The following is a 22,673-nucleotide window of genomic DNA, read 5'->3' as shown; positions in this document are numbered from 1 at the left end:
TTCGCGAGAGACCCGCCGCCGACACCTCGCGTCGAACGGCAATCCTGCAATGCAGAGTCCGCATCGAACGCGACTATGGTTTTGCGGCCGAAAAAGGAGCATGACTTGGCGAACAGATCGATTGACCACGCCTTCACGGCGACCAGCCTCACCTCCGCTGCCAGCGACCCGACCTTTGCCGGCGCGCTGTCCTTCATGCGCCGCCGCTTCACCAAGGAGCTCGCCGGCGTCGACGTCGCCGTCTGGGGCATTCCCTTCGATGCCGCGACATCGAACAGGCCGGGCACACGTTTCGGGCCGCAGGCGATCCGGCGCGCCTCGGCGATCTTCGACAATGATGCGCAATACCCCTTCAACCGCGAGCTCTTCGCCGAAATGGCGGTGATCGACTACGGCGATTGCCTGCTCGACTATGGCAATCATCAGGACACGCCAGCCGCTATCGAACGCCAGGCAAATGTCATCCTCGACAGCGGCGCCTTCCTGCTGACGCTCGGCGGCGATCATTACGTCACCTGGCCGCTGCTGAAAGCCCATGTAGCAAAACATGGGCCGCTGGCGCTCGTGCAGTTCGACGCGCATCAGGACACCTGGTTCGACGAGGAACGGCGCATCGACCATGGCTCTTTCGTGGCGCGGGCCGCCCGCGAAGGCATCATCGATCCCGACCGCTCCATTCAGATCGGCATCCGCACCCACGCGCCGGAGGATTGCGGCGTCAATATTCTCTACGGTCATCAGGTCGAGGAGATGAGCGCCAGCGATATCGCCTCGGCGATCATCTCCCATACGCGGGGGGCGCCGGCCTATCTCACCTTCGATATCGATTGCCTCGATCCTGCCTTTGCGCCGGGCACCGGCACGCCGGTTTCAGGCGGGCCGTCGAGCGCCAAGATCCTCTCGGTGCTGCAGCGTCTGCACCAGCTCGATATCCGCGGCGCCGATGTCGTCGAGGTGTCGCCGCCCTATGATCATGCCGATATTACCGCCATTGCGGGGGCAACGGTGGCGATGTATATGCTGGGGCTTCATGCCGAGCGACGCGCCATCGCCGTGTCACAAGGCTGACTTATCATCCTCAAACTGAATCCGGAAACCTTCAGAACCCATTGAAAGCGCAGGTTTAACATGGCACCGAAAATCTTCATCGACGGCGAACACGGCACGACGGGTCTGCAGATCCGCACCCGTATGGCCGGCCGCCGCGATGTCGAGCTTCTGTCAATTCCCGAAGCAGAGCGGCGCAACGCCGCGATGCGCGAGGACATGCTGAACAGCGCCGATATCGCCATCCTCTGCCTGCCCGACGACGCGTCGAAGGAAGCCGTGCAGATGGTTTCGGCCAACAACAATGTGCGCGTCATCGACACCTCGACCGCCTTTCGCGTCAATCCCGGCTGGGCCTATGGCTTTGCCGAAATGGACGGCGCACAGGCCGACAGAATCAGAGCCGCCCGTTTCGTCGCCAATCCCGGCTGTTATCCCACCGGAGCGATCGGCCTCATTCGGCCGCTGCGCGCCGCCGGCATTCTGCCGGACGGCTATCCGGTTACGGTCAACGCGGTTTCGGGCTATACCGGCGGCGGCAAGCAGATGATCGCGCAGATGGAAAACCCGGATCACCCGGATGCGATCACCGCGCCGCATTTCCTCTACGGCCTGCCGCTCACCCATAAACACGTGCCCGAGATGACCGTGCACGGCTTGCTCGATCGCGCACCGATCTTCTCGCCGTCGGTCGGCAAATTCGCCCAGGGCATGATCGTACAGGTGCCGCTGCATCTCTACGATCTCGCCGAGGGCACGACGATGGAGAGCATTCATACCGCACTCGTCGCCCATTATGCCGGCCAGGATATCGTCAGTGTCGTGCCGCTGGCCGAAAGCAAGGCCCTGCCCCGGGTCAACGCCGTCGAGCTCGAAGGCAAGGACACGATGAAGCTCTTCGTCTTCGGTACGCCAGGTGCTTCGCAGGTGAACCTCGTGGCGCTGCTCGACAATCTCGGCAAGGGCGCCTCGGGCGCCGCCGTCCAGAACATGGACCTGATGCTCGCCTCGTAAGGCGCGACGGCGGCGGCATGGATGCCGCTCGAGCTTTGTGTCAATGTCTTCATCATGATCTTTCCCCTGCGGCCGCCTCCCTCGGCGGCCGCAGCATCGCTCTCGGCTCGATCATCGGCGACGATTGGGCCATGAGAGCAGACCTTCCTCGCTCGCTATTCCCGAATCACGGAGCCTGATGTCATGACGCTCGATGCGCTGGTCGATGGCGTGTACGCATGGTTTACCGCTGCCCTGCCCGAACATGGCATCTATGCGCTGATGGCCTTTGCTTTCATCGCCGGGCTTGCCCGCGGCTTTTCGGGCTTCGGCGCCGCATTGATCTTCATTCCGCTCGGTGGCGCGATCGTTGGGCCGAAGCTGATCTCGCCGATCCTGCTCGTCATCGACGGCATTGCGGCGCTTGGGATGATCCCTTCCGCCTGGCGCGGCGCCAACCGACCCGAGGTCATCATCATGGCGGCAGGGGCCGCCCTCGGCGTGCCGGCCGGCACGGCGATGCTGGCGCTGCTCGACCCAGTGCTCTTGCGCTGGAGTATCACGATCACCGCCATCTGCCTGCTTGCGCTGCTGGTATCGGGATGGCGCTATCACGGGGAGGCGTCCGCACCGCTCACCAGCGGCATCGGCCTGATCGCCGGGCTTTTCAGCGGCGCCGCACAGCTCGGCGGGCCGCCGGTCGTCGCCTACTGGCTTGGCGGCAAAAGCGACTTTACCCGCGTCAGGGCGAATGTCGTTCTCTACTTCTCGATCTCGTCCGTTTTCAGCGCCATCAGCTATTATGTCGGCGGACTGTTCGTGCCTGCCGTCTTTGCGCTCACCGCCGTCATCCTGCCGAGTTATGCGTTCGGGCTTTACGGCGGCTCGAAACTGTTCGGGCTTGCCGAAGAGCGGACCTTCCGCATCGCCTGCTACATCCTGATCGCCGCCGCCGCGATCATCGGCATGCCGCTGCTCGACGGCGTGCTGCGATAGATCCGCCCCGAGAGGGCCGCTCGCCTCAGTCGCGTTCGGCGATCATCGTCCCGTGCGGATATTCGCCGTAAAAGCCGCGCCAGTTGGCGACGGCGAAGCCGAAAACCACAAGCGCGCCGGCCTGATGCAGCAGGCCCCAGTGAAGCGGCACCTGCATCAGCAGCGTCGCGATGCCGATCGCTGCCTGCAGCGTCACCAGCACGAAAAGCAGGACGGCGCGGCGTGCATGGGTCGTCCATGGCGCTGCACGAAGGGCGATCACCATGTTGATCAGCGTCAATGCGAAGAGCGTATAGGCGCCGATGCGGTGAATGAACTGCACCGTCTTCGGGTTCTCGAAGGCATTGATCCAGAAGGGCTGCTGGATCAGCAGATCGGAGGGAATGACGGCGCCATCCATCAGCGGCCAGGTATTGTAGGAAAAACCGGCGTCGAGGCCCGCCACCAGCGCGCCGAGATAGATCTGGAACAGCGCAAAAATGGCGATCGCGGCGGCAAAACCGCGCGAGCTTCGTGCCGGCGCCGGATCGTCGGAATGTCTGGAGAGACCACGCATGATCCACATGCAGCCGGCAAAGATCAGGCAGGCCATGACGAGATGCGTCGCCAGCCTGTACTGGCTGACGTCGGTGCGGACGGACAGGCCCGAGGACACCATCCACCAACCGATAAAACCCTGCAGGCCGCCGAGCGCCAGGATGCCGACGAGCGGCCACCGCAGACGTTTTTCGATCCGCCCCGTCAGCCAGAAATAGATGAGCGGCAGCCCGAAGATCACGCCGATACCGCGGGCGATCAGCCGGTGCGCCCATTCCCACCAGAAGATGCCTTTGAACTCATCGACGGTCATGGAGTTGTTCAGCTGCTGAAATTCAGGAATGCGCTGGTAGAGACGGAATTCCTCCTCCCATTCGGCAGCCGACAGCGGCGGGATGACGCCGTGGATCGGCTTCCATTCCGTGATCGACAGGCCGGAATTGGTCAGCCGCGTGGCACCGCCGACGAGCACGAGACAGAACAGCGCCAAAATCACGAAACCGAGCCAGAGGCGCAAGGCGCGGCGGTCGCGGTTCTGCTTGCGCACTTCGCTCAGGATCGCCTGTTCCGTGGTCGGGTTTGCGACGGCCATGATGTCTCCTTCTATCCGGCAGTTGATTTGCCCCACCGGCTCATGCAAAACAAGCCCCGAACCTTTGCGGCATGCCGTCGCGCCGGTTCGACCCGTCCATGCCGAGAGATAACCGATGCCCGTCCGCCTCCGCAAATTCATCGGCACGATCCTCATCATCGTGCTCGTGCTCGTCTATGCGCTGGTGGCGAATACGATCGCGGTGGCAACGCTCGGCAACGCGCCGTGGTGGGGACATCTCCTCTACTTCCTGCTCACCGGACTGCTATGGGTGTTGCCGGCGATGGTGATCATCAAATGGATGGCCGGCCCCCCGCTGCGCTAAAGCGCGTCGCGATCTTTCAGATTCGCTTGTTGCGCTTCAGGTCTTTGCTTTTACGCATGTCGTTGTCGCAAAAACCGCTGCAAGCTTTTGCGCGCATACTTCAGGGGCATTAACGGCCGAATAACCGTGATCTGCGGAAAACCTCGCCCATCGCGTGCGGTTAAACCAAATATATGTCTGCCGTATCTACCTTCCCGTTCAGCATTCTTGACCGGAGAAAACCGTGCAGACGCAAAAGCTCGACGTCCATGAACAGCCATCCGACAAGGCGCTGGCCGACATGGCCATTTCGCGCCTGCGCCAGCTGAGCATGAAACTCGCCATGGCTGAAATCAACATCGAAGTCTTCGACACGATGCCGCTGCTTGAGGATGAATGGCGGGCGCTGGAGCGCGACAATCTCCAATCACTCCATCAGAGCTACGACTGGTGCGCCGCCTGGGTGAGCGCTTTCCAGCGGCCGCTTGCGATCCTCAAAGGCGTCCACGCCGGCCAGACTGCCTTCATTCTGCCGGTCGAGATCGTCAAGTCTCGCGGGCTCACGACAGCGAAATTCATCGCCGCCGATCACAGCAATATCAATACCGGCCTGTTCGCAGAAAGCTTTGCCGAAGCCGGCAGAACCATCGACTCCCATGAGTTCGCCGGCCAGTTCCAGCGTGCACTGAAGGGCCGCGCCGATCTCCTGCTGCTGCAGAACATTCCGCTGGAATGGCGCGGGCGCGAGAGCCCGCTCGCGGGGCTGCCGATGGTGCACAACCAGAATCACGCCTATCAGCTGCCGTTCCTTCCCGCTTTCGAGGACACGCTGAAGCAACTCAATGCCAAGAACCGGCGCAAGAAATTCCGCGTTCAGTCGAAGCGCCTCGAGGCGGCCGGCGGGTTCGAATACGTCATTCCCGAGACACCAGAAGAACAGCATAGCCTGCTCGATATCTTCTTCCGGCTGAAGAGCGCCCGCTTCGCCAGCCTCGGCCTTCCCGACGTCTTCGCCGAAAGGAAAACGCAGGCCTTCCTGCACGGTCTCATCGACAAGCGGGATGACACCAGGCAGTACTTCGGGCTGCAGATGCATATGCTCCGGCTCAAGGGCGAGCTTGAGGGTAAGATCGCCGCGATTTCAGGCATTTCGCGCAAGGGTGACCACATCATCTGCCAGTTCGGGGCGATCGATGAAGAGCTCGTGCCGGATACGAGCCCCGGCGAATTCCTCTATTGGCAGACTATCTCGGGATTGCATGGCAAGGGTGTGGCGCTGTTCGATTTCGGCCTCGGCGACCAGACCTACAAGCGTTCCTGGGCGCCGGTCGAGACCGCACACTACGACGTGGTGCTGCCGGTTTCGCCGTTCGGTGTGATCGCCGGCGCCGCACACCGGATCGTCACCCGCGGCAAGGCACACATCAAGGCGCGCCCGAAACTCTATAAATTCGCCCAAGGCATTCGGGCACGGATCGGCTAACCGTTCAAGCAGCCCGGCCGAGCGTCTGCTCGGCCCCTTCGCCGCCGGACATCAGCACGACGCGCTCATAGCCTGCAGCCTGGAATTCCGTCATCAGAGCCACAAAGACGGTTTCCTCGACCTCAGGCAGCGAGAGGATGATCTCGACGTCCCGGCTGCGCGTCAGCCGCGAGACGCCGGCGACATCGGCCGAACCGCATTCGACCACCACGAGGTCATAGGCGGCGGCGAGTGCATCGAGCAGCAACGACAGCCGGTCGACGCCGCGCATGGCGCGGCGCACATCGCTCTGGCCTTGAGGGATGAGATGGGCATCGGAAAGGCGGTCGCCGTGGATCGTATCGCCGAAGGCGGCCTCGCCGCAAAGCAGATCGGTGACACCGAGAGCGGCCCGGTCCTCGGCCATCAGTTCTGTGGGGTAGCCGGAACCTGTCATGTCGATCAGGATGACGCGACGGCCGGCGTCGGCGAGCATGCGGGTCAGCGAAACCGTCGCCGCCGAGCCATTGTCACCGGTCGGAGATATCGCGATAGCAAGTGATGCGCGGCTGCCAGTGAGATAGTCTGCAACTGAGGCGACGGAGAATTCATTCTCGTCCTCCGGCTCGTCCTCTGGCGCCTCCTCGGCGGCCCTCACGTGCTCGATCACATCCTCTTCGTCCGCGACCACGGCAAGCATGCTCGGCTGGACGGGCTTTTTGGCGGCAGCGACGGTCGCAACGGCCTGCGGCACATGCTTCTCCTCGACGAACGCTTCTGCCTCGATTGTCTCCGGAGCCGCATCTGTCGGGCGGAGTGCCCGGCCGCTGAAGAGTTCGGACAGCATGATGGCGATGGCGCTGATGATCAGCGTCGCGACGGCAGCGACGACGACGATCGGCACCACTTTCGGGAAATAGGGATCGACGGGCTCGATGGCCTTGGAAACGATACGGGCATCCGCCGGGCTCGAATTGCTGTCGGCGCGGGAGGCGGCCTCACGGTAGCGCACCAGATAGGTTTCGAGCAACTGGCGCTGGGCGTTCGCCTCGCGCTCCAGCGCATTTAGGCCGACCTCGTCCTCGCCGGCGCGGGCGCTGTTGGCTTGCGCAGTGTCGGACTGGCGCTCCAGTTCGTTCGCCCTCAGATCCGCAACCTTGGATTCATTCTCGATGCTCGCCAGGATCTTTTGCGTCTCCTGGCGGATCTGGGTGCGGATATCGGAGAGCTGAGCGCGCAGGCTTTTCAGCCGCGGATGGTTGTTGAGAAGGCTGGTCTGCAGATCGGAGATCTGCGACTGCAGGCCGGATTCCGTGCCCTTCAGCCGCTGGATCGCCTGTGAGGACATGATGTCCGGCAGCGTATCGAAGGCCTCGCCCGAGGACAGTGCGTTTCGCACCGCCTGCGCCCGCGCCTCGGCATTGGCCTTGTCGCCCCGCACGCGGGTCAGCTCGGCGGAGATATCGTTCAATTGTTGGGCCGGAAAAGTGGTCGTGCCGTTCGTCTGCAACAGCCCGTGCGACGTTCGATATTCGGCGACCTTCCTCTCGGCTTCGCTGACCTTCTGGCGCAAGCCTTCGATCTCCGGCTCCAGCCAGCGGGTCGCCTCGGAGTTGGAATCGAGCTTGGCGCCGCTTTGGGTCGAGAGATAGACATTCGCCATGGCGTTCGGGATGGCGGCCGCGAGCTTCGGGTCCTTGGAGGTGAAATTGATGCCGATGACGCGCGAACCCGGCACCTGATAGACCTGCAGGCGTTCGACGAACGCGTCGATGACGCGCTCTTCCGGCGGGTTCTCCAGCGGGTTCTTCTTCAGATGCAGCTTCACCAGGATACTGCCCATCGCCGAGCCGCTGGCGGCATCGTCGAATTCCGGCAGGTTATAAAGCTTCAGGTCGTTGATGACCTTCTTGAGGAGATCGGCCGATTGCAGAAGCTGCACCTGACTGGCGATGTTCAGTTCGTCCATCAGCGGACCGGCGCCGGCGTCATTGATCTGCTGGGTGCTGGCGAAGGCCGGCGCACGGGGTTCGATGAGGATGCGTGTTTCGCTGCGATACTGCGGCGACATGATTTTGGCGCCGGCAAAGGCGACGCCCGCCCCCACGAGGGTGATTGTCAAGATCCGCAGACGGCGCGCCCAGACCGCACGGACCAACTGGCCAAGGTCTATGTCCACATCCTGATCACGAGCTACGCCGGACATGCTCTTACTCCACAACAAAGGTGCCGTAAGCGTAAACGACCATGGTAACTCAACGGTTAATGACAAGCTCGCCAAGAAAATGACAGATGATCGATGAAGGAAACCGGGAAATTGCAAGCGCCCTTTACCGGGCATTAACCCTAACGGATCGATAACGACTGCACCGACTTCATTTTTGTGAGCACAAGCGGATGTCTGTCGTCCAGCCCAAGATCCTTTTGGCCCTGAGCCTTGCAGCCATGACCGCAGCATTGGGCGGCTGCACGACGTACAAGCCTGCGCCGAAGGCCTTCAACGAGGCGACCATTCAGCCTTATACGCTGGACAGCGGCGATCGACTGCGCATTACCGTCTTCGACCAGCAGAGCCTGACCAACACCTATACGGTAGATCAGGCCGGCTATGTCGCCTTCCCGCTCATCGGCCAGGTCCCTGCCCGCGGACGAACCCTGCAGCAACTCTCGGGGCAGATCGCCCAAAAACTGCAGCAGGGCTATCTTCGCGATCCCGACGTCACGATCGATGTCGATCGCTACCGTTCGGTCTTCATCATGGGTGAAGTGGGCCAGCCCGGCCAGTATGCCTATGTTCCCGGCATGACAGTGCAGAATGCCATCGCGGTTGCCGGCGGCTTCACCAGCCGCGCCAACCAGCGCGTGGTCGATGTCACCCGCAAGATCAATGGACAGGTGCTGACCGGCCGCATCAACATATCAGGGCCAATCATCGCAGGTGACACGATCTACGTTCGCGAACGGCTTTTCTGAGTGATGGCACAGCAGCCGCTCCGCATCCTCCATTGCTTCAGGTCGCCGGTCGGCGGAATTTTCCGCCATGTCCGCGATCTCGTCGAGGAGCATAGCAAGGCCGGCCACGACATCGGCATCCTCTGCGACAGTTCGACCGGCGGCGAGTACGAGGACAGCCTGTTCGACGATATCCGTCCGTATCTCTCGCTCGGCCTGACACGCGTGCCGATCCGGCGCTCGATCAGTCCGTCCGACATTGCGACGATGTGGGATACATACAAGAAAATCAAAAGTTTGCGGCCGGATGTGCTGCACGGACACGGCGCCAAGGGCGGCGTGCTCGCGCGACTTGCCGGCTCAGCGTTGCGGGTGAACAGGTATCGCGTAGCCCGCCTCTATACCGCGCATGGTGGAAGCCTGCATTATTCGCGCTCCTCGCTCAGCGGACAGTTCGTCCTCAGGATGGAGCGCCTGCAGGAATATTTCACCGATGCGCTGGTCTTCATCTGCGAATATGAGCGCGATACCTATGCGCGCAAGGTCGGTCGACCGCGGACGAAGACGAGGCTGATCTACAACGGTATCAGCGAGCGCGATTTCGAGACGATCCCGACCCGCTCGGATGCCGTGCATTTCATCTATGTGGGAATGCTGCGGGACCTCAAGGGTCCCGATCTGTTTGTCGATGCCTTCGCCAAGACCGAGCGGCTGCTCGGCAGGCCACTATCGGCGCTGATGATCGGCGACGGGCCGGATCGCGACCGCTACCGCGAGATGATGGTCGAACGCGGCCTTGGCAAACGCATCGGCATGCTGCCGGCAATGCGGGTCCACGAAGCCTTCTCCATGGCGCAGAACCTCGTCGTTCCCTCGCGCGCCGAAGCCATGCCCTATATCGTGCTCGAAGGGCTCGGCGCCGGCAAGACGATCATCGCAAGCCGTGTCGGCGGCATTCCCGAGGTGCTCGGCGCCGACAGCGCAGCGCTGGTGGAGCCCGGCAATTCCGACGATCTCGCCCGCGTCATGGCGGAAACGCTGAGCACACCCGACTGGCACGCCAGGACGATGCCGAAGCCCGAAGCGGTGAAGGCGGTGTTTTCGTCCGCCGTCATGGCGCGTGATGTCCTGAAATTGTACCATGAGCTCGTCAACCCGGCTGCCGGCCAAGCTATGCCCGCCGCCTCGTAAATATTTCTTAGGGGCTTTCTGGTATTTCGCAGGGTGACAACGAGCGACAATGCCCCATGAACAAACTGGCCCCATGAACAAGCTGGAAAAAGGCGATCAATTCGACGTGGAAGCACTGCGCAAGCAGGTCTCCGACATCGAGGTTCGCGGCGACGCGGTTCAGGAGAATTCCTCCGAGCCGACCGAAATTAATCCCTATGCCCGCCAGATCGCCGAACAGTTCCGCGACGGAACTCATTCGCCCGCGATCATCATCGGGCAATTGCGGCTGCTGGAATTCCTGGCACTCTTTGCGATTGCCCTGACCATTCACTATTTCTGGCCCGGCGAGGGCAACGATTCCACGCTGGTGCTGGCGGGCATGGCGGTGATCGCTTCGGCCTTGACCGTTATCGGCCTGCAGCTTGCCGACACCTACACCATTCCCGCACTTCGGGCGAAGCTGCGGTTGATGCCGCGCATCGTCGCCGCTTGGACGATCGCGCTTCTCCTGAGCGTCGGCCTGTTCGGGCTCATTCGCGGCACCACGTGGGCGATGGTCGACGCCTACATCCCTTGGTTCGTCGCAGGCGCGCTCTTCCTTGCAGCCGAACGCTTTGTCGTCGCCTACGCCATCCGAAACTGGGCACGCAACGGCATCATGGAACGCCGCGCCGTCATCGTCGGTGGCGGCGAGCCGGCCAAGGACCTGATCCGCGTCCTCGAACAGCAGGCCGACAACGACATCCGCATCTGCGGCATCTTCGACGACCGCGGCGAGAAGCGCTCGCCGATCATGGTCGCCGGTTATCCGAAACTCGGCACTGTCGCCGAACTCGTCGAATTCGTACGGCTGACACGCATCGACATGCTGATCATCGCCCTGCCGCTGTCGGCCGAGGCCCGTATCTACGACCTTTTGAAGAAGCTCTGGGTCCTGCCGGTCGATATCCGCCTTGCCGCGCATGCCAACCGGCTGCGCTTCCGGCCGCGCGCCTATTCGCATGTCGGCTCTGTGCCGATGCTCGATATATTCAAGAAGCCTATCCGCGACTGGGATTCCGTCGCCAAGCGCGGCTTCGACATCTTCTTCACGATCGTTGCACTGGCGCTGCTCTGGCCGATCATGGTCGCAACCGCGATCGCCATCAAGGCGACCTCCACAGGCCCGGTCTTCTTCATGCAGAAGCGCCACGGCTTCAACAACGAAATCATCAATGTCTTCAAATTCCGCTCGATGTACTCCAACATGGCCGATCCCACGGGCAAGGCCGCGGTGACCAAGGGCGATCCGCGCGTCACCCGCGTCGGCCGCTTCATCCGCAAGACCTCGATCGATGAACTACCGCAGCTTTTCAACGTACTGAGGGGCGATCTCTCGCTCGTCGGCCCGCGTCCGCATGCCGTTCTCGCCCAGGCGCGCGACCGCGCCTTCGGCGATGTCGTCGAGGGTTATTTCGCCCGCCACCGCGTCAAGCCCGGCGTCACCGGCTGGGCCCAGATCAACGGCTGGCGCGGCGAAGTGGACAATGACGAGAAGATCAAGTTCCGCACGGCCTACGACCTCTATTACATCGAGAACTGGTCGCTCTGGTTCGATCTCAAGATCCTGTTCCTGACGCCGATCCGGCTGCTCAACACGGAAAACGCCTATTGAGCGCGATCGAGGCGACCTATCCCCGTGTCGCCCAACCGCAGCGGATGACGCTGCGCCTGATCGGCTCGGCTTTTGTCGCCTTCGGCGTCTTCCTCTCCGGTTTCGTGATCGACGAGCCGGCGCCCTATGAACTCTGGATGGCCGGGCTGATCGGCCTCTGGTTCATCCTGGGCCTCCGGATTTCGCGCGGCGTGGCACCGCTGCTTGCCCTGTTGCTGACCTTCAATATCGGCGGCATGCTGTCGCTGACGCAGATGAAGGACCTGGCAACGGCGCCGATGTATATCGCGGTGTCGACCTTCCTGGCGCTGACGGCGGTCTTCTACGCGGCAATCATCGAGGACAGCCACAAGCGGCTGCCGCTAATCTTCAACGCCTGGACCTTTGCCGCCGTCGCCACCTCCGCGCTCGGCATACTCGGCTATTTCCATGCCTTTCCGGGCGCGGAAATCTTCACGCTCTACGACCGCGCCAAGGGCGCCTTCCAGGATCCCAACGTCTTCGGTCCCTTCCTGGTGCCGCCATCGCTCTATCTCGTCCACGGTATCCTGGTCGGCGACCTGAAGAAATCGCCGCTGAAGGCTGCCGCCCTGCTCGTGCTTGCGCTCGGCATTTTCCTCTCCTTTTCCCGCGCCGCCTGGGGGCTCTTCGCGCTTGGCGTGGTGCTGCTGATCTTCATCATGCTGCTGAAGGAGCGCAGCGGCGCCTTTCGCCTGCGAGTCCTGGTCCTGTCGCTGGCGGCGATCATCATGTTGGTCGCCTCGCTGCTGGTGGCGCTGCAGATCCCCAAGGTCGCCGAACTGTTTTCGGCGCGCGCCCAGCTGGTGCAGCAATATGACGGCGAACATCTCGGCCGCTTCGAGCGCCACCGGATCGGCTTCACCATGATGATGGAGCGCCCGCTCGGCATCGGGCCGCTGGTGTTCGGCACGATGTTTCCCGAGGACGAGCATAATATCTGGCTGAAATCGCTCACTTCTTATGGCTGGCTCGGCTTCGTCAGCTATGTCGGCATGCTTCTCTGGACGCTGGCTCTCGGCTTCCGAAACCTGCTGCTCGACCGGCCGTGGCAGCCCTTCCTGATGATCGCCTGGATCTCGGTTCTCGGCCATGCGACAATCGGCAACGTCATCGATATCGACCACTGGCGTCATGTCTATCTGCTGCTTGGCACGGTCTGGGGCTGCGCGGCGCTGGAAGTGCGCCACAAGCGGGAACAAAGACGAAGGGCAGCGTGACGTCTTGCTGTCCAAGTAGGCGTGCGGCTCCGAAACGACACCCTCGCATATGGCTGTTTATTTCGTCGCTCCTGCCGTCAAGCCGGCAATGAACCGTCGCTGGAAAACCAGATAAGTCAGGATGAGCGGGAAAATCACGATCACCGCGCTGGCGGTGAGAACGGGCGTATTGACGGTGTAACGCCCCTGGAAAAACAGCATGCCGAGGGGCAGCGTCCGATAGGCGTCGTCGTTGACCAGAATGAAGGGAATGAGAAACTCGTTCCAGGTCCATATGAACAGAAACAGCGCCAGCGTCGACATTGCCGGCACCATGAGCGGGATAACGATCTTGCGCAGGATATAGAAGCGTCCGGCGCCATCGAGAACCGCCGCTTCGAGAACTTCTTCCGGCAGTTGCTGCATCGCGCTGGCGAGGAAGATCGTTGAGAATGGTATCGACATCGCGATCTGCGGCACAATCAGAGCCGCATAGGTATTGATCAGTCCGAGATACCGCATTTCATAATACAGCGGAATGATGAAGGCTTCCGCCGGCACCATCATGCCGAGCGTCAGGATGGCGAACAGCGTACGCCGCAGCGGAAATGACAGGTATGCGAAGGCAAAGCCGGTCAGCAGGCCTAAAATGACGCTTGCAGCAACGACGGGTATGACAACGATGATCGAATTCCAGAAGTAAATGTTGAAATGTCCGGCATTCCAAGCATCGACGTAATTTTCGAAATGTGGATATGCCGGCAACGCGAATGCACCCTGCAGAACGTCGGCCTTGCTCTTTATTGAGGTTAGAAGCAGGAGCAGGAAGGGGATGATCGTGACGAAAGCAAGAAGCCAGAGGACAATGCGGAGGAATAGCGGACCGGAGGAAATGTTAAATGAACGGCTCATCAAGCCAATCCCTTATGCTGCGATCCCACAAATCGGTGAATTGCATAGTTGATGACGAATGTGAGTATCGCGCCGACAATGGCGATGGCCGCCGCGGCGCCGAACCGATTGAGCTCGAAGCCGAGCTGATACATGTATATGTTCGGCACGAGCGTAGCGTTGGCGGGTCCGCCCCGGGTCATTGTAAAAATCAGGTCGAAGCTTTTGATCGACGCTATGACCGTCAAAAGCAAAACCACCCTTATTTCAGGCAATAGAAGCGGCAGCGTTATCCAGAAAAAAGTTTTTCGCGCCGAAGCACCATCGACATTGGCAGCGTCGAAAAGAGACGGGTCGATGCGCTGGATTCCGGTCAGGAAAATGACCATGCAAAAACCAAAGAAATACCAAGTGGCAACGATCCCGACCGCGGGAAGAACAAAATTGAAATCTCCCAGCCACGGGAGTGCGAAGGCGCCCAACCCGACTGCTCTGAGAAACTGATTGAATGGGCCGAATGCAGGATTGTAGAGCCATGCCCAGATGATGCCCAACACGGCAGTCGGCATGATATAAGGCAGGAACAAGAATGTGCGCAGGGCGAGTTGTTCGCGTTGCTTCAGATTCCAGACGCAAGCAGCAAGAGCGATACCGAGCACGAGCGGCAGGACACAGTAGAAGATCATAAGCTCGGCATTGTTACGCAAGGCAGTATAAAAACGACTGTCAGAAAAGAGATCGGCGTAATTGCCCAAACCAACCCATTTGGGCATGGCCAAGCCGTCCCAGCTGGTCAGGCTCAAACCCAAAGCCGCGAGGATCGGTCCAAAGACAAAAGCCGCGTAGAACAGCAATCCAGGCAATAAATAAATAAAATTCGTATGTTGCGAGCCATCAAGTGCGGAGCGTTTCATCCAGTACTCCATAAAGCCAAAGCTGTGGTCATCGCGCAGCAAGCCGATCGCAATGTTCATTTATCTCGATCGACGAGACTGAGGTCACGACCGCAGGGGACGGTCGTGACCTGCGTCGCAATCTTTATTTCTTATCCTTCAGGTAGGCCTGATAATCCTTGTCCATAGCATCGACAAAGGCTTCGGGCGTGATATTGCCGGACAGGAGAAGCGGCGTGTTGTCGTCTATTGTCTTCAGCATCGTTGGGCTCGACCAATCGGGGTAATGGCCGAGAGCGTCATTTGCGTTGAGTGTCTTCCACATTTCGATGCCGGAGCTGAGGAGCGGCGTGAGCTTTGGCTTTGCGTCAGCCGCGAGCGAAGTTGCCGGGAGATAGCCAGCATTGGCCCAGGTTTCAGCAGCCTTTTCTGAGACCATATAGTCGATATATGCGCCGGCTAGGTCCTGTGTCGGCTTAGTTTTGGCAAGGCTCGTTATCGCCCAGGCAAGATCCACGCCCCCGACACTCATGGGCTTGGAAATGCCTTTCGGGGCGGGAATGGCCATAAAGCCGATATCCGGATTGTGCTGCATGTCACCGAAATACCAGGTCCCGGAGATCAGGAACGCGCCCTGCCCGGAAATGAAAAGCTGGACGGCGTCGTCACCTGAGATGCCTTCGAAACCGGGGAAAAAATAACCGCCCTGTGCCCACTGCTGCACGAGTTTGGCGGATTCGATGTTTCCCTTGGTGTTCCAGGAGCCGCCACGGCCGTAAATCAGGTCGTCAAGCTCGGCGCGATTGCTCGCGTCGATATGCGCTTGGTCGATGGCGCCGATCATGTGCAAGGCCAGATGCTGCTTTGCCGAGCCCATCATGAAGGGCGCAATGCCCTTTTCCTTCAGCTTGTCGAGATCGGTTAGAAGCTCCTCGAAGGTTTGCGGCAGCGCTACTCCCGCATCGCCGAGGATCTTTTTATTGTAGTAGAGGCCAACGATCTCGCCGAGGCCTGATATGCCGTAGGTCTTACCGACCCCAAATTTTCCATCTTCCCAGCGGTCTCGAGCAAGCACGGAATCCGACTGGAGCTTATCCCAGCCATATTGTTTGATGTAGTCGTCGACCGGCAGGAGCAATCCCTCCTTGACCATCGCCCCCATGTCACCAGCACCCTGGTTGACCTTCGTGATGACCGGGCCATCACCTGCCGAAACCGCGAGCTTCAACGTCAACTTCATGTCATCAAAGGTGCGGGCGGTGCGTTTGATCGTGACGCCGGGATGGGCAGCTTCGAACTCCTTGTTAAGTTGCTCTATGACCGCACTCTGGCCTTCATAGGTTTGGTCGTCCCACACAGCCAGGTCGTCAGCACGCGCGGCTGCCGAAAGGCCAAAACTCAAAAGCGCCGCGCCAGCAAGCGCGACAGCTGCTTTCAATCGGTATGCCGGCAGTATGCTGATCGATTTCACGGTTCTGTTCATCTGCTCCACCTCATCTGGTTTATTCTCCACTCTCCGCCCAGGCCTTGTGCTAAGCACCGGCCGAACGTTTTCTTCCCCCAGAGCTTTGCCTGGTTGGCGAATCTGAGGTAATCGTCAATGCATCGGCTCCTCTCGCGACCTAAAATGACCAAGCGCCACGCAGGAGGTGGCAAAGTGATGGACACCAGCTGCTTCATCCGCCCCGCGATTGAAGCGGATATCGACGCTCTTTTCGACATCTGCCTGAAAACCGCGAATGGCGGTCAGGATGCCAGCGCGCTTTATAGCGACCCGCATCTGCCCGGCTACATCTGGTCGGTACCCTACCTCAAATTCGCCAAAGACTTTGCCTTTGTTCTCGTTCAGGACGGCCGGCCGGTCGGCTACGTTGTAGGGGTGCCGGACACCGGCGGGTTCGACAAAGACTTGCAAACAAACTGGTGGCCGTTCGTCCGCCAGCAGATTGCGGGACTGGCACCCACCCGTCCGCGCGACGCCGACGTGATGGAACGAATTCAAAATCCGCGCAGCGGAACGGCGTGGCTTCAAGGCCAGTACCCGGCGCATCTTCACATCAACATTCTTCCCGGACTTCAGGCAAGCGGTTGGGGGCGCAGGATGATCGACACGGAGCTTCAAGCGCTTCGGAATCACGGGGTCGGAGCCGTGCATCTCGGGGTCGATCCAAACAACGAACGCGCCAAGGGTTTTTACCGTCACCTTGGCTTTTCCGAATTCGAGCGAGACGGCTCCGTCGCCTTTGCTATGCGGATCGATCAGGGATTGGGTTGAAGCATTTCCTGGTTTCTCCGAGGCACGGAAAGGCCCTGGCTCGTAAGTATGAGAACCCGTGATTGGCGAAAATCTCACACGGCCAAAGCTGCTTGCCCCGCACAAGGCGAGATCAGCGGACCCGTCTGGATGAACGTCCGCCGGAAGGCGTGGCGCCGTTATCGGCAGTAAAACAGGTTTCTCGGCTCTATCAATCGAGGGCTTCATCATGAGCAAATCCTCGGCAGCTAGGTTCAAGGAGTCGGCGGAACGCAAATAAGGAAATAGCCAGGTAGGCCTAGGCCAGTTCCTCTTCGAGCTATCTTGACGGGCGCACGGCTAACCAGACGATACGTATGGCGCATACTTCTACTCGACCCTCTTTATTTCATCGCGCATTTTCATCGCACGTTAATCCAAAGCCTACAGCTGGCCTCCCATTTGTCAAGGACATAGACAAATTGCCTGCTTCGATGTATTGAATACCGGTTAGTCGCGATAGTTATGACCTCGATATCGCCCCATTAAGTATGTGCTCCGAACTAATTGGACTGAGCTAGCCGGATGGCAATGACATCTTCTGTCGCACAGACTCCGATCGCACGAAAAATTTCAACCAATGCCGTCATCCGAACCGTGTTCGCGAACGGGTCGATCTCTCGCGCCGATATTGCCAAGCTAACCGGCTTGTCAAAGCAGACGATTTCCGATGTCGTGCGCGACCTTGAGGATGACGGCTGGCTGAAACCAGTCGGGCAGACTGATGGCCGCCCGGGCCGGAATGCGATCACCTATGAAATCAATGCCAGGGCGGGACTGGCCGTCTCTATAGATCTCGGGAGCACCAAGATTGCTGCGGCTATTTGCGATCTGTTGGGGAATGTGGTTGCTGAAACCAAAGTATCCACCGACCCGCGCGGCGGAATGCATCTCGTCAATCAGTTCAGCGATCTTATCGTGGAACTCGCGTCTGCGGCCGGGACGAGTGCCGACAAACTGCGCCTCATCGTTCTAGGCAGTCCCGGTGTGCTCGATCCGGCCACCGGACATATCAACGTAGCGCCAAGCATCCCCGGCATCGACGCAATCAATCTGCGGCAAGTCTTCAGCGAACGAATGGGCATACCCGTAATCGTTGAAAATGATGTCAACCTGGCCGCGCAAGGGGAGAGATGGCGGGGACACGGTATCGAAACCAGCAATTTTGCTTTCGTTGCTCTCGGAACGGGCGTCGGCATGGGCATCATCGCCAACGGAACTCTGTTGCGCGGCGCGCGTGGGGCGGCCGGCGAAATCGCCTATCTTCCGATCGGCGGAGACGTTTTTGATCCTGGCGGATTTACGCTTGGAACCTTTGAGAGTGCGGTCGGCAGCGCCGCGATGTTGCGCCGCTACGTCGGTTTCGGCGGGCGCAACGCATCCACCGTGGCCGATCTCTTCGCCGCGTTTAGTGCAGGAGAGACAAGCGCCGCGGCTGCAATCGAAGAGACGGCAAGGCTGGTCGCGGTCGCCATTGCGGCAATCGGAGCGGCTCTCGATCCTGAACTGGTGATAACCGGTGGCAGCATCGGAGCAAGACCGGAACTCGTAAACGCCATCCGTGGTTTCCTGCCGCGCTGTACGCCTTATCCGCCGCGCATCGAGATCAGTCGCTTTGGGAACCGGGCCGCCCTGATGGGAGGAATGGGGATCGCGGTCGAACGCATGCATGACGATCTTTTTGGTGTAAAATTGAGGGAAGTGTGAAGAGCGCGTGCCTTCGGCACCGAAACCGCCCAACGTGAGAGCGCGGCCACTTGAGAAGCGCTGGAAATGCGCTAGATTTTCGACCATGATAACAGCAACGCAGATACGCGGCGCGCGCGCCATGATCGGAATGAGCATCGAAGAGCTCGCGGCCGCCAGCGGCCTGCCGGTCGAGACTGTGAGAGCGCTGGAAAACGGGGAATTCGCCGGCGAGCCGCATGCGCTGTTCGATGTGCGCAGCACGCTCGAGGCGAACGGCATCATCTTCCTGTCGAGCGGTAATCAGGATGAAGGCGGACCCGGCATCCGCTTACGCGCCCGCACCTTCAGCGATGACGGCATCCGGCCCGAAAACCTCAACGCCGCCAACGACGATTGACGGAGCTAATCGGGCGCCCGGGCGTTTCGCTGTCCCATAATATATCGGGGGTCATCGGCAAGAACGGTGTCTCGATCGAGCAGAACTAATCGTCAAAGATAAGTTTTTGCAAGATCCGCGAGTTTGCCGCCATCCTTCACGCCCTGCCTGTAGAGCTGAATGATGACCGCACCGATCCGCTCGGCCTCCGGCGTCGTTTTGACGAGGCCGCGTTCGTCGCAGACCTTGTCGAGCACCTGCGAAAGCAGATCGAGATCTTCCGAAAATAGCGGTAAATCATGCGGATGAATTGATGATCGTAACATCACGCCGCATATCCTCCGAGGGCAAACGCATCCACGCTTGCATCGCCGGCCGCCCTCCGCAACCGTCATAAAGCCATTATGCGCGAGGGCCTGAACTTTAGCAACCGCGCAAATTTCAGCAGGACAAAATTATGGAACAAAATTTTGTCCCGCGCGTTGTGAGCGCGTTTTGTGGCAGGAATCAGTGAGTGCAGACGTGAGTGAAAAACGCTTTCCCTCCCCCGTCCGGGTCCTTTCTCCAAACAGCAGCCTGATCGTTTCGACTGTCTGGGAGGCAGTCGAATATCTGAAAAGGTGGCCGAGCAAGCGTGGGCGCGACTATCGCATTGCGCGCCAGCACTGCCTGGATGCGCTCGACGGACTGCGCAGCCCGCGCGCAGCGCAGGCTTCCTTCGTCACGGCAGCGAAAACCGCAGGATTGCTGGTTTAAGATCGGTTAGCCGTTACGACCGCCGGCGGCGATGCGCTGGGGATGGATGAAACCTTCCATGATCACCTTGGCGGTCACTTCGATCACCCGCTCCTCGGCGAGTTCGGCGAGCGCGAGGGCGACATCGCCCTCTGACCAGCCGGCTTTGACGGCCTCGTCCGACAGAGCCTGGAACGCGTTGGCGAGACTCTGTCTGCAAGTTAGATTGTGCTTCATATCTGCCATGCGCTCGCACTAGGCTATCTGTGACAGGGATAATGTTAATCTACACAAGTTCGCGAGAATGCGAAGAGGTTTCGGATTTGTTTCAATTCAAAATTAGTTTATTTACTTCTAATCTTTGTATAACCTTAACAAAAATCGACAAATACCGTCTATCCCAACTAAGGGAGCACCAAAAAGAACTAAAGGATTTATTTGCGACGCACCTTCAAATGGTATTTCATCGCTTTATTTAGTTTAAATGGTCGAAGCGCCCAGAGCCGATGCAACGGCCCATTGACTGACGAGAATACGGTAGACCCGGACGCGCCCGCTTTCAGCATCTTCTTGGCACCCTGTCAATCAGCTTCGGGATCTTCTCTAGGGCGAGCGTTGGGCACACTGGAGGATGTCGCGCATGGTCGATACAGCCAATCGGCGGCTGGCCTCCCGCGAATACCTTCGGCCTTAATCACCTTAATACCACAACGGCACCACACTCCGGTCAAAGTCCGCCGTACCATTGGCAGCTCACTTCTTCAGCTTTTCAGGAGGTAAAATGTCTATCGAACTAGACGCTACTACCTATGTACACGCCAAGCCGGCGACCGCCCATTCCTATATTTTGCCGGCCGTTGTCGATGTTCTCGAGAACAGTTTCCAGGAGGCAAATGAAACGGCTGTCTTCGACCTCGGTTGCGGCACCGGCGGTGCTGCAGCTGTGCTTGCAGAAAAAGGCTATGACGTCGTCGGTGTCGATCCGTCGAAGGACGGCATCGCGAAAGCGAGAACGGCCCACCCCGATCTTCCACTGGAAATCGGTTCCGGCTACGAGGATCTTTCCAGCCGGTATGGGACCTTCGACGCGGTGATCAGCCTTGAAGTGGTGGAACATGTCTATGATCCCAAGGCCTTCTCGACGACCATTTACGATCTGGTGAAGCCTGGCGGCATCGCGGTCGTATCGACGCCTTTCCACGGCTACTGGAAAAATCTGGCTCTGGCCGTGAGCGGAAAGATGGACGACCATTTTATGCCTCTGAAGGACCATGGCCATATCAAATTCTGGTCTCCCGAAACGCTCAGCACGCTTCTGGTCGAAACAGGCTTTGAAGACGTCGATTTCGAATATGTCGGGAGAATTCCGCTGCTGGCAAAATCGATGATAGCGATCGCTCAGAAACCGCACTGAAGGCGGTCGAAGGCTCACCGTTCTTTGCAATGGCGGCGCTATAGCCTCGCCCGCAACATGAACAAATGACATTTTCGTTCTGCACGTTCGGCGACCGTTTTAGCATTTCTGCCAATGTCTCGTTCCGTTTTCCGCCGCCAGCGGGACGAAGAAAGTGACATTCTGACTGGGACTTCAAGGGGATAAATGGTCGGGGCGACTGGACTCGAACCAGCGACCCCTTGACCCCCAGTCAAGTGCGCTACCGGGCTGCGCTACGCCCCGACCTGCCGAAACGGCTTGATTGCTTTATGAAATCGGCTTTGAGAGCGCAAGGGGAAAATGAGGGTCGCGAGAATAAAAATGGAACGGAAGGGGCAGTTATGCACGGTTCGGTGCAAAGAGTCCCACCGAAGCCCCACGCGATGTTGCCGCTGCGTTCTCTGGGCGGCGCACGTCAGCAACAGGTCTCCGTCTTCTAGTGGCACGAATGAATCAAGACGAATTCCAACAAGAGCTAGTCAGGATGCTAGAGAACAACGATATGCTCGCTCGCTGAGCACGGCCTCATCCTTCGCCTCCCGCAGTCCCTTGTGGGAGCATGACGCAGCTTACGGTTAACGCGCGCACTTCTGCAGCACGCGGGTCGTAATCTCCATCTGCGCGGCATATTCCTGCACTGCCGCATACGCCACCTCTTGTTTTTGACTGAGCTGCTGCATACTTTCGGCTTCCTCTCCGTCAAAATGGGGAATGGCGACACCATAAGCAGCGTCGGACCGCCCCGGGAGACCGTTGAGCGGTGTTCCGCATTTATAGCATTGCCTTCGTCCCAATAGTTCCTGGATGCGAAACAAGGTTCAATTCAGAGCCTGTACTCTGCTTGACTTCCCGAGAAATTCAATGTTTCTTCACGCAAAAATTGAGGTATAAAGTGAAAAGTATTTTTTCCTATTTAATTGCAGGGGCGATGATTGCACTTTGTGGCTGCACCACAACCTCCGACAGCTTTCGGCAGAAGTCCGTATCCAAAACGGTGCTCACCGGTGAGAAGACGAAGTTGGGCCAGACCTGGCATGTCAACAAAGACTGCAGCTTTGTCGATTATCTGCCTACTCACGTCATCGAACAACCCAAGCACGGGCGTTTCCAGCTCGTCCGCGAGCCGGTCTTTCCCTACGAAAAGGGAGAGCTTGCGAAATGCCGAACGGTCAAGGTCCAAGGCGAGGTTGGTTACTATATTTCGGAACCAGGCTACATCGGCAGCGACAAAGTCGTTGTCAGATCTCCCTCCGGAAATGGGAGGGTCGACGAGACCATCATAAATGTGAATGTCGTCAAGTAGCAGGACCCGGCCCGGCGGTCCAACATTCAGCCGCCGGGCAGGCCCCTTTTCAGCTTCAGCGCCCATTCTTGGCCGTCCTCCGGCCCCCAAATTGGGACCGTCGACCGCTTGCAGCCCAGCTGCGTTACGTC

At 59.4% G+C, this 22,673-nt stretch carries 22 protein-coding genes and 1 tRNA gene; 15 read left to right on the top strand and 8 right to left on the bottom strand.

Annotated features, from left to right (window positions below):
* Positions 1-105 precede the first annotated feature (105 nt).
* The 3 genes from speB to ACIPSK_RS21790 all read left to right on the top strand — a co-directional run bounded on the left by speB (position 106) and on the right by ACIPSK_RS21790 (position 3,036).
* The gene (gene speB, locus ACIPSK_RS21800; protein WP_003547297.1) at positions 106-1,068 is read left to right on the top strand and encodes an agmatinase; all 963 of its coding nucleotides are present in this window, start codon (positions 106-108) and stop codon (positions 1,066-1,068) included.
* Positions 1,069-1,128: 60 nt separating this feature from the next.
* Positions 1,129-2,061, top strand: a complete 933-nt coding sequence (gene argC / locus ACIPSK_RS21795; protein WP_162117220.1) for an N-acetyl-gamma-glutamyl-phosphate reductase — start codon at positions 1,129-1,131, stop codon at positions 2,059-2,061.
* Between the two features lie 183 nt (positions 2,062-2,244).
* Positions 2,245-3,036 (top strand): sulfite exporter TauE/SafE family protein, encoded by a 792-nt coding sequence (locus tag ACIPSK_RS21790; RefSeq protein ID WP_162117219.1) that lies wholly within the window; start codon positions 2,245-2,247, stop codon positions 3,034-3,036.
* A gap of 25 nt (positions 3,037-3,061) precedes the next feature.
* On the opposite strand, the gene ACIPSK_RS21785 is transcribed toward ACIPSK_RS21790, so the two are convergent.
* Positions 3,062-4,165 carry a COX15/CtaA family protein gene (locus tag ACIPSK_RS21785; protein WP_162117218.1) on the bottom strand — a complete coding sequence of 368 codons (1,104 nt, stop codon included), beginning with the start codon at positions 4,163-4,165 and terminating at the stop codon, positions 3,062-3,064.
* Between the two features lie 115 nt (positions 4,166-4,280).
* On the opposite strand from ACIPSK_RS21785, the gene ACIPSK_RS21780 reads away from it, so the two are divergent.
* Both ACIPSK_RS21780 and ACIPSK_RS21775 read left to right on the top strand, forming a co-directional pair.
* The gene (locus tag ACIPSK_RS21780; RefSeq protein ID WP_012756929.1) at positions 4,281-4,490 is read left to right on the top strand and encodes a DUF2842 domain-containing protein; all 210 of its coding nucleotides are present in this window, start codon (positions 4,281-4,283) and stop codon (positions 4,488-4,490) included.
* 223 nt (positions 4,491-4,713) lie between these two features.
* Complete coding sequence (locus tag ACIPSK_RS21775; protein WP_162117217.1) at positions 4,714-5,952, top strand: GNAT family N-acetyltransferase; 1,239 nt, start codon at positions 4,714-4,716, stop codon at positions 5,950-5,952.
* 4 nt (positions 5,953-5,956) lie between these two features.
* On the opposite strand, the gene ACIPSK_RS21770 is transcribed toward ACIPSK_RS21775, so the two are convergent.
* Positions 5,957-8,137 carry a GumC family protein gene (locus ACIPSK_RS21770; protein WP_162117216.1) on the bottom strand — a complete coding sequence of 727 codons (2,181 nt, stop codon included), beginning with the start codon at positions 8,135-8,137 and terminating at the stop codon, positions 5,957-5,959.
* Between the two features lie 191 nt (positions 8,138-8,328).
* Between ACIPSK_RS21770 and ACIPSK_RS21765 the strand changes: the two genes are divergently transcribed.
* From ACIPSK_RS21765 to ACIPSK_RS21750, 4 genes are all read left to right on the top strand, one after another.
* On the top strand, positions 8,329-8,904 hold the full coding sequence (locus ACIPSK_RS21765; protein ID WP_017963818.1) for a polysaccharide biosynthesis/export family protein: 576 nt from the start codon (positions 8,329-8,331) through the stop codon (positions 8,902-8,904).
* Positions 8,905-10,074, top strand: coding sequence for a glycosyltransferase family 4 protein (locus ACIPSK_RS21760; RefSeq protein ID WP_085991515.1), 1,170 nt, complete (start codon positions 8,905-8,907; stop codon positions 10,072-10,074). It abuts the gene before it with no gap.
* Positions 10,075-10,147: 73 nt separating this feature from the next.
* Positions 10,148-11,710: an undecaprenyl-phosphate glucose phosphotransferase gene (locus ACIPSK_RS21755; RefSeq protein WP_162117215.1), complete on the top strand. Its 1,563-nt coding sequence runs from the start codon at positions 10,148-10,150 to the stop codon at positions 11,708-11,710.
* Complete coding sequence (locus ACIPSK_RS21750) at positions 11,707-12,948, top strand: O-antigen ligase family protein (protein WP_162117214.1); 1,242 nt, start codon at positions 11,707-11,709, stop codon at positions 12,946-12,948. Before ACIPSK_RS21755 ends, ACIPSK_RS21750 begins: the two co-directional genes overlap by 4 nt.
* Positions 12,949-13,005: 57 nt before the next feature.
* Here the strand turns inward: ACIPSK_RS21750 and ACIPSK_RS21745 are convergent, their stop codons facing one another.
* The 3 genes from ACIPSK_RS21745 to ACIPSK_RS21735 form a co-directional block, all read right to left on the bottom strand.
* Positions 13,006-13,839 (bottom strand): carbohydrate ABC transporter permease, encoded by an 834-nt coding sequence (locus ACIPSK_RS21745; protein ID WP_446532967.1) that lies wholly within the window; start codon positions 13,837-13,839, stop codon positions 13,006-13,008.
* On the bottom strand, positions 13,839-14,732 hold the full coding sequence (locus ACIPSK_RS21740) for a carbohydrate ABC transporter permease (RefSeq protein ID WP_162117280.1): 894 nt from the start codon (positions 14,730-14,732) through the stop codon (positions 13,839-13,841). Before ACIPSK_RS21740 ends, ACIPSK_RS21745 begins: the two co-directional genes overlap by 1 nt.
* A gap of 124 nt (positions 14,733-14,856) precedes the next feature.
* Positions 14,857-16,194 (bottom strand): extracellular solute-binding protein, encoded by a 1,338-nt coding sequence (locus ACIPSK_RS21735; protein ID WP_162117213.1) that lies wholly within the window; start codon positions 16,192-16,194, stop codon positions 14,857-14,859.
* 177 nt (positions 16,195-16,371) lie between these two features.
* Here ACIPSK_RS21735 and ACIPSK_RS21730 point away from each other — a divergent pair, with 177 nt between their 5' ends.
* The 3 genes from ACIPSK_RS21730 to ACIPSK_RS21720 all read left to right on the top strand — a co-directional run bounded on the left by ACIPSK_RS21730 (position 16,372) and on the right by ACIPSK_RS21720 (position 19,090).
* The gene (locus ACIPSK_RS21730; RefSeq protein ID WP_162117279.1) at positions 16,372-16,986 is read left to right on the top strand and encodes a GNAT family N-acetyltransferase; all 615 of its coding nucleotides are present in this window, start codon (positions 16,372-16,374) and stop codon (positions 16,984-16,986) included.
* Positions 16,987-17,529: 543 nt separating this feature from the next.
* Entirely contained in the window at positions 17,530-18,711 is a 1,182-nt protein-coding gene (locus tag ACIPSK_RS21725; protein ID WP_162117212.1) for an ROK family transcriptional regulator, read from the top strand.
* An 85-nt stretch (positions 18,712-18,796) separates the two neighbouring features.
* Positions 18,797-19,090 carry a helix-turn-helix domain-containing protein gene (locus tag ACIPSK_RS21720; RefSeq protein ID WP_017963809.1) on the top strand — a complete coding sequence of 98 codons (294 nt, stop codon included), beginning with the start codon at positions 18,797-18,799 and terminating at the stop codon, positions 19,088-19,090.
* A gap of 92 nt (positions 19,091-19,182) precedes the next feature.
* Here ACIPSK_RS21720 and ACIPSK_RS21715 read toward each other — a convergent pair whose 3' ends face one another.
* A complete protein-coding gene (locus ACIPSK_RS21715) occupies positions 19,183-19,395 on the bottom strand; it encodes a hypothetical protein (protein ID WP_003558379.1) in 213 nt (70 codons plus the stop codon).
* 196 nt (positions 19,396-19,591) lie between these two features.
* Between ACIPSK_RS21715 and ACIPSK_RS21710 the strand changes: the two genes are divergently transcribed.
* Positions 19,592-19,825 (top strand): DUF982 domain-containing protein, encoded by a 234-nt coding sequence (locus tag ACIPSK_RS21710; RefSeq protein ID WP_026154105.1) that lies wholly within the window; start codon positions 19,592-19,594, stop codon positions 19,823-19,825.
* Positions 19,826-19,831: 6 nt separating this feature from the next.
* Here the strand turns inward: ACIPSK_RS21710 and ACIPSK_RS21705 are convergent, their stop codons facing one another.
* Positions 19,832-20,050 carry a hypothetical protein gene (locus ACIPSK_RS21705; RefSeq protein ID WP_162117211.1) on the bottom strand — a complete coding sequence of 73 codons (219 nt, stop codon included), beginning with the start codon at positions 20,048-20,050 and terminating at the stop codon, positions 19,832-19,834.
* 535 nt (positions 20,051-20,585) lie between these two features.
* Here ACIPSK_RS21705 and ACIPSK_RS21700 point away from each other — a divergent pair.
* Entirely contained in the window at positions 20,586-21,218 is a 633-nt protein-coding gene (locus ACIPSK_RS21700; RefSeq protein ID WP_162117210.1) for a class I SAM-dependent methyltransferase, read from the top strand.
* Between the two features lie 187 nt (positions 21,219-21,405).
* Here ACIPSK_RS21700 and ACIPSK_RS21695 read toward each other — a convergent pair.
* A tRNA-Pro gene (locus ACIPSK_RS21695) sits at positions 21,406-21,482 on the bottom strand.
* 649 nt (positions 21,483-22,131) lie between these two features.
* On the opposite strand from ACIPSK_RS21695, the gene ACIPSK_RS21690 reads away from it, so the two are divergent.
* Entirely contained in the window at positions 22,132-22,542 is a 411-nt protein-coding gene (locus ACIPSK_RS21690) for a hypothetical protein (protein WP_162117209.1), read from the top strand.
* Positions 22,543-22,673 lie beyond the last annotated feature (131 nt).

It is taken from the genome of Rhizobium sp. LARHSG275 (assembly GCF_052871115.1).
The sequence above is the reverse complement of the archived record's forward strand: the minus strand, read 5'-3'. Positions and strand labels throughout refer to the sequence as shown.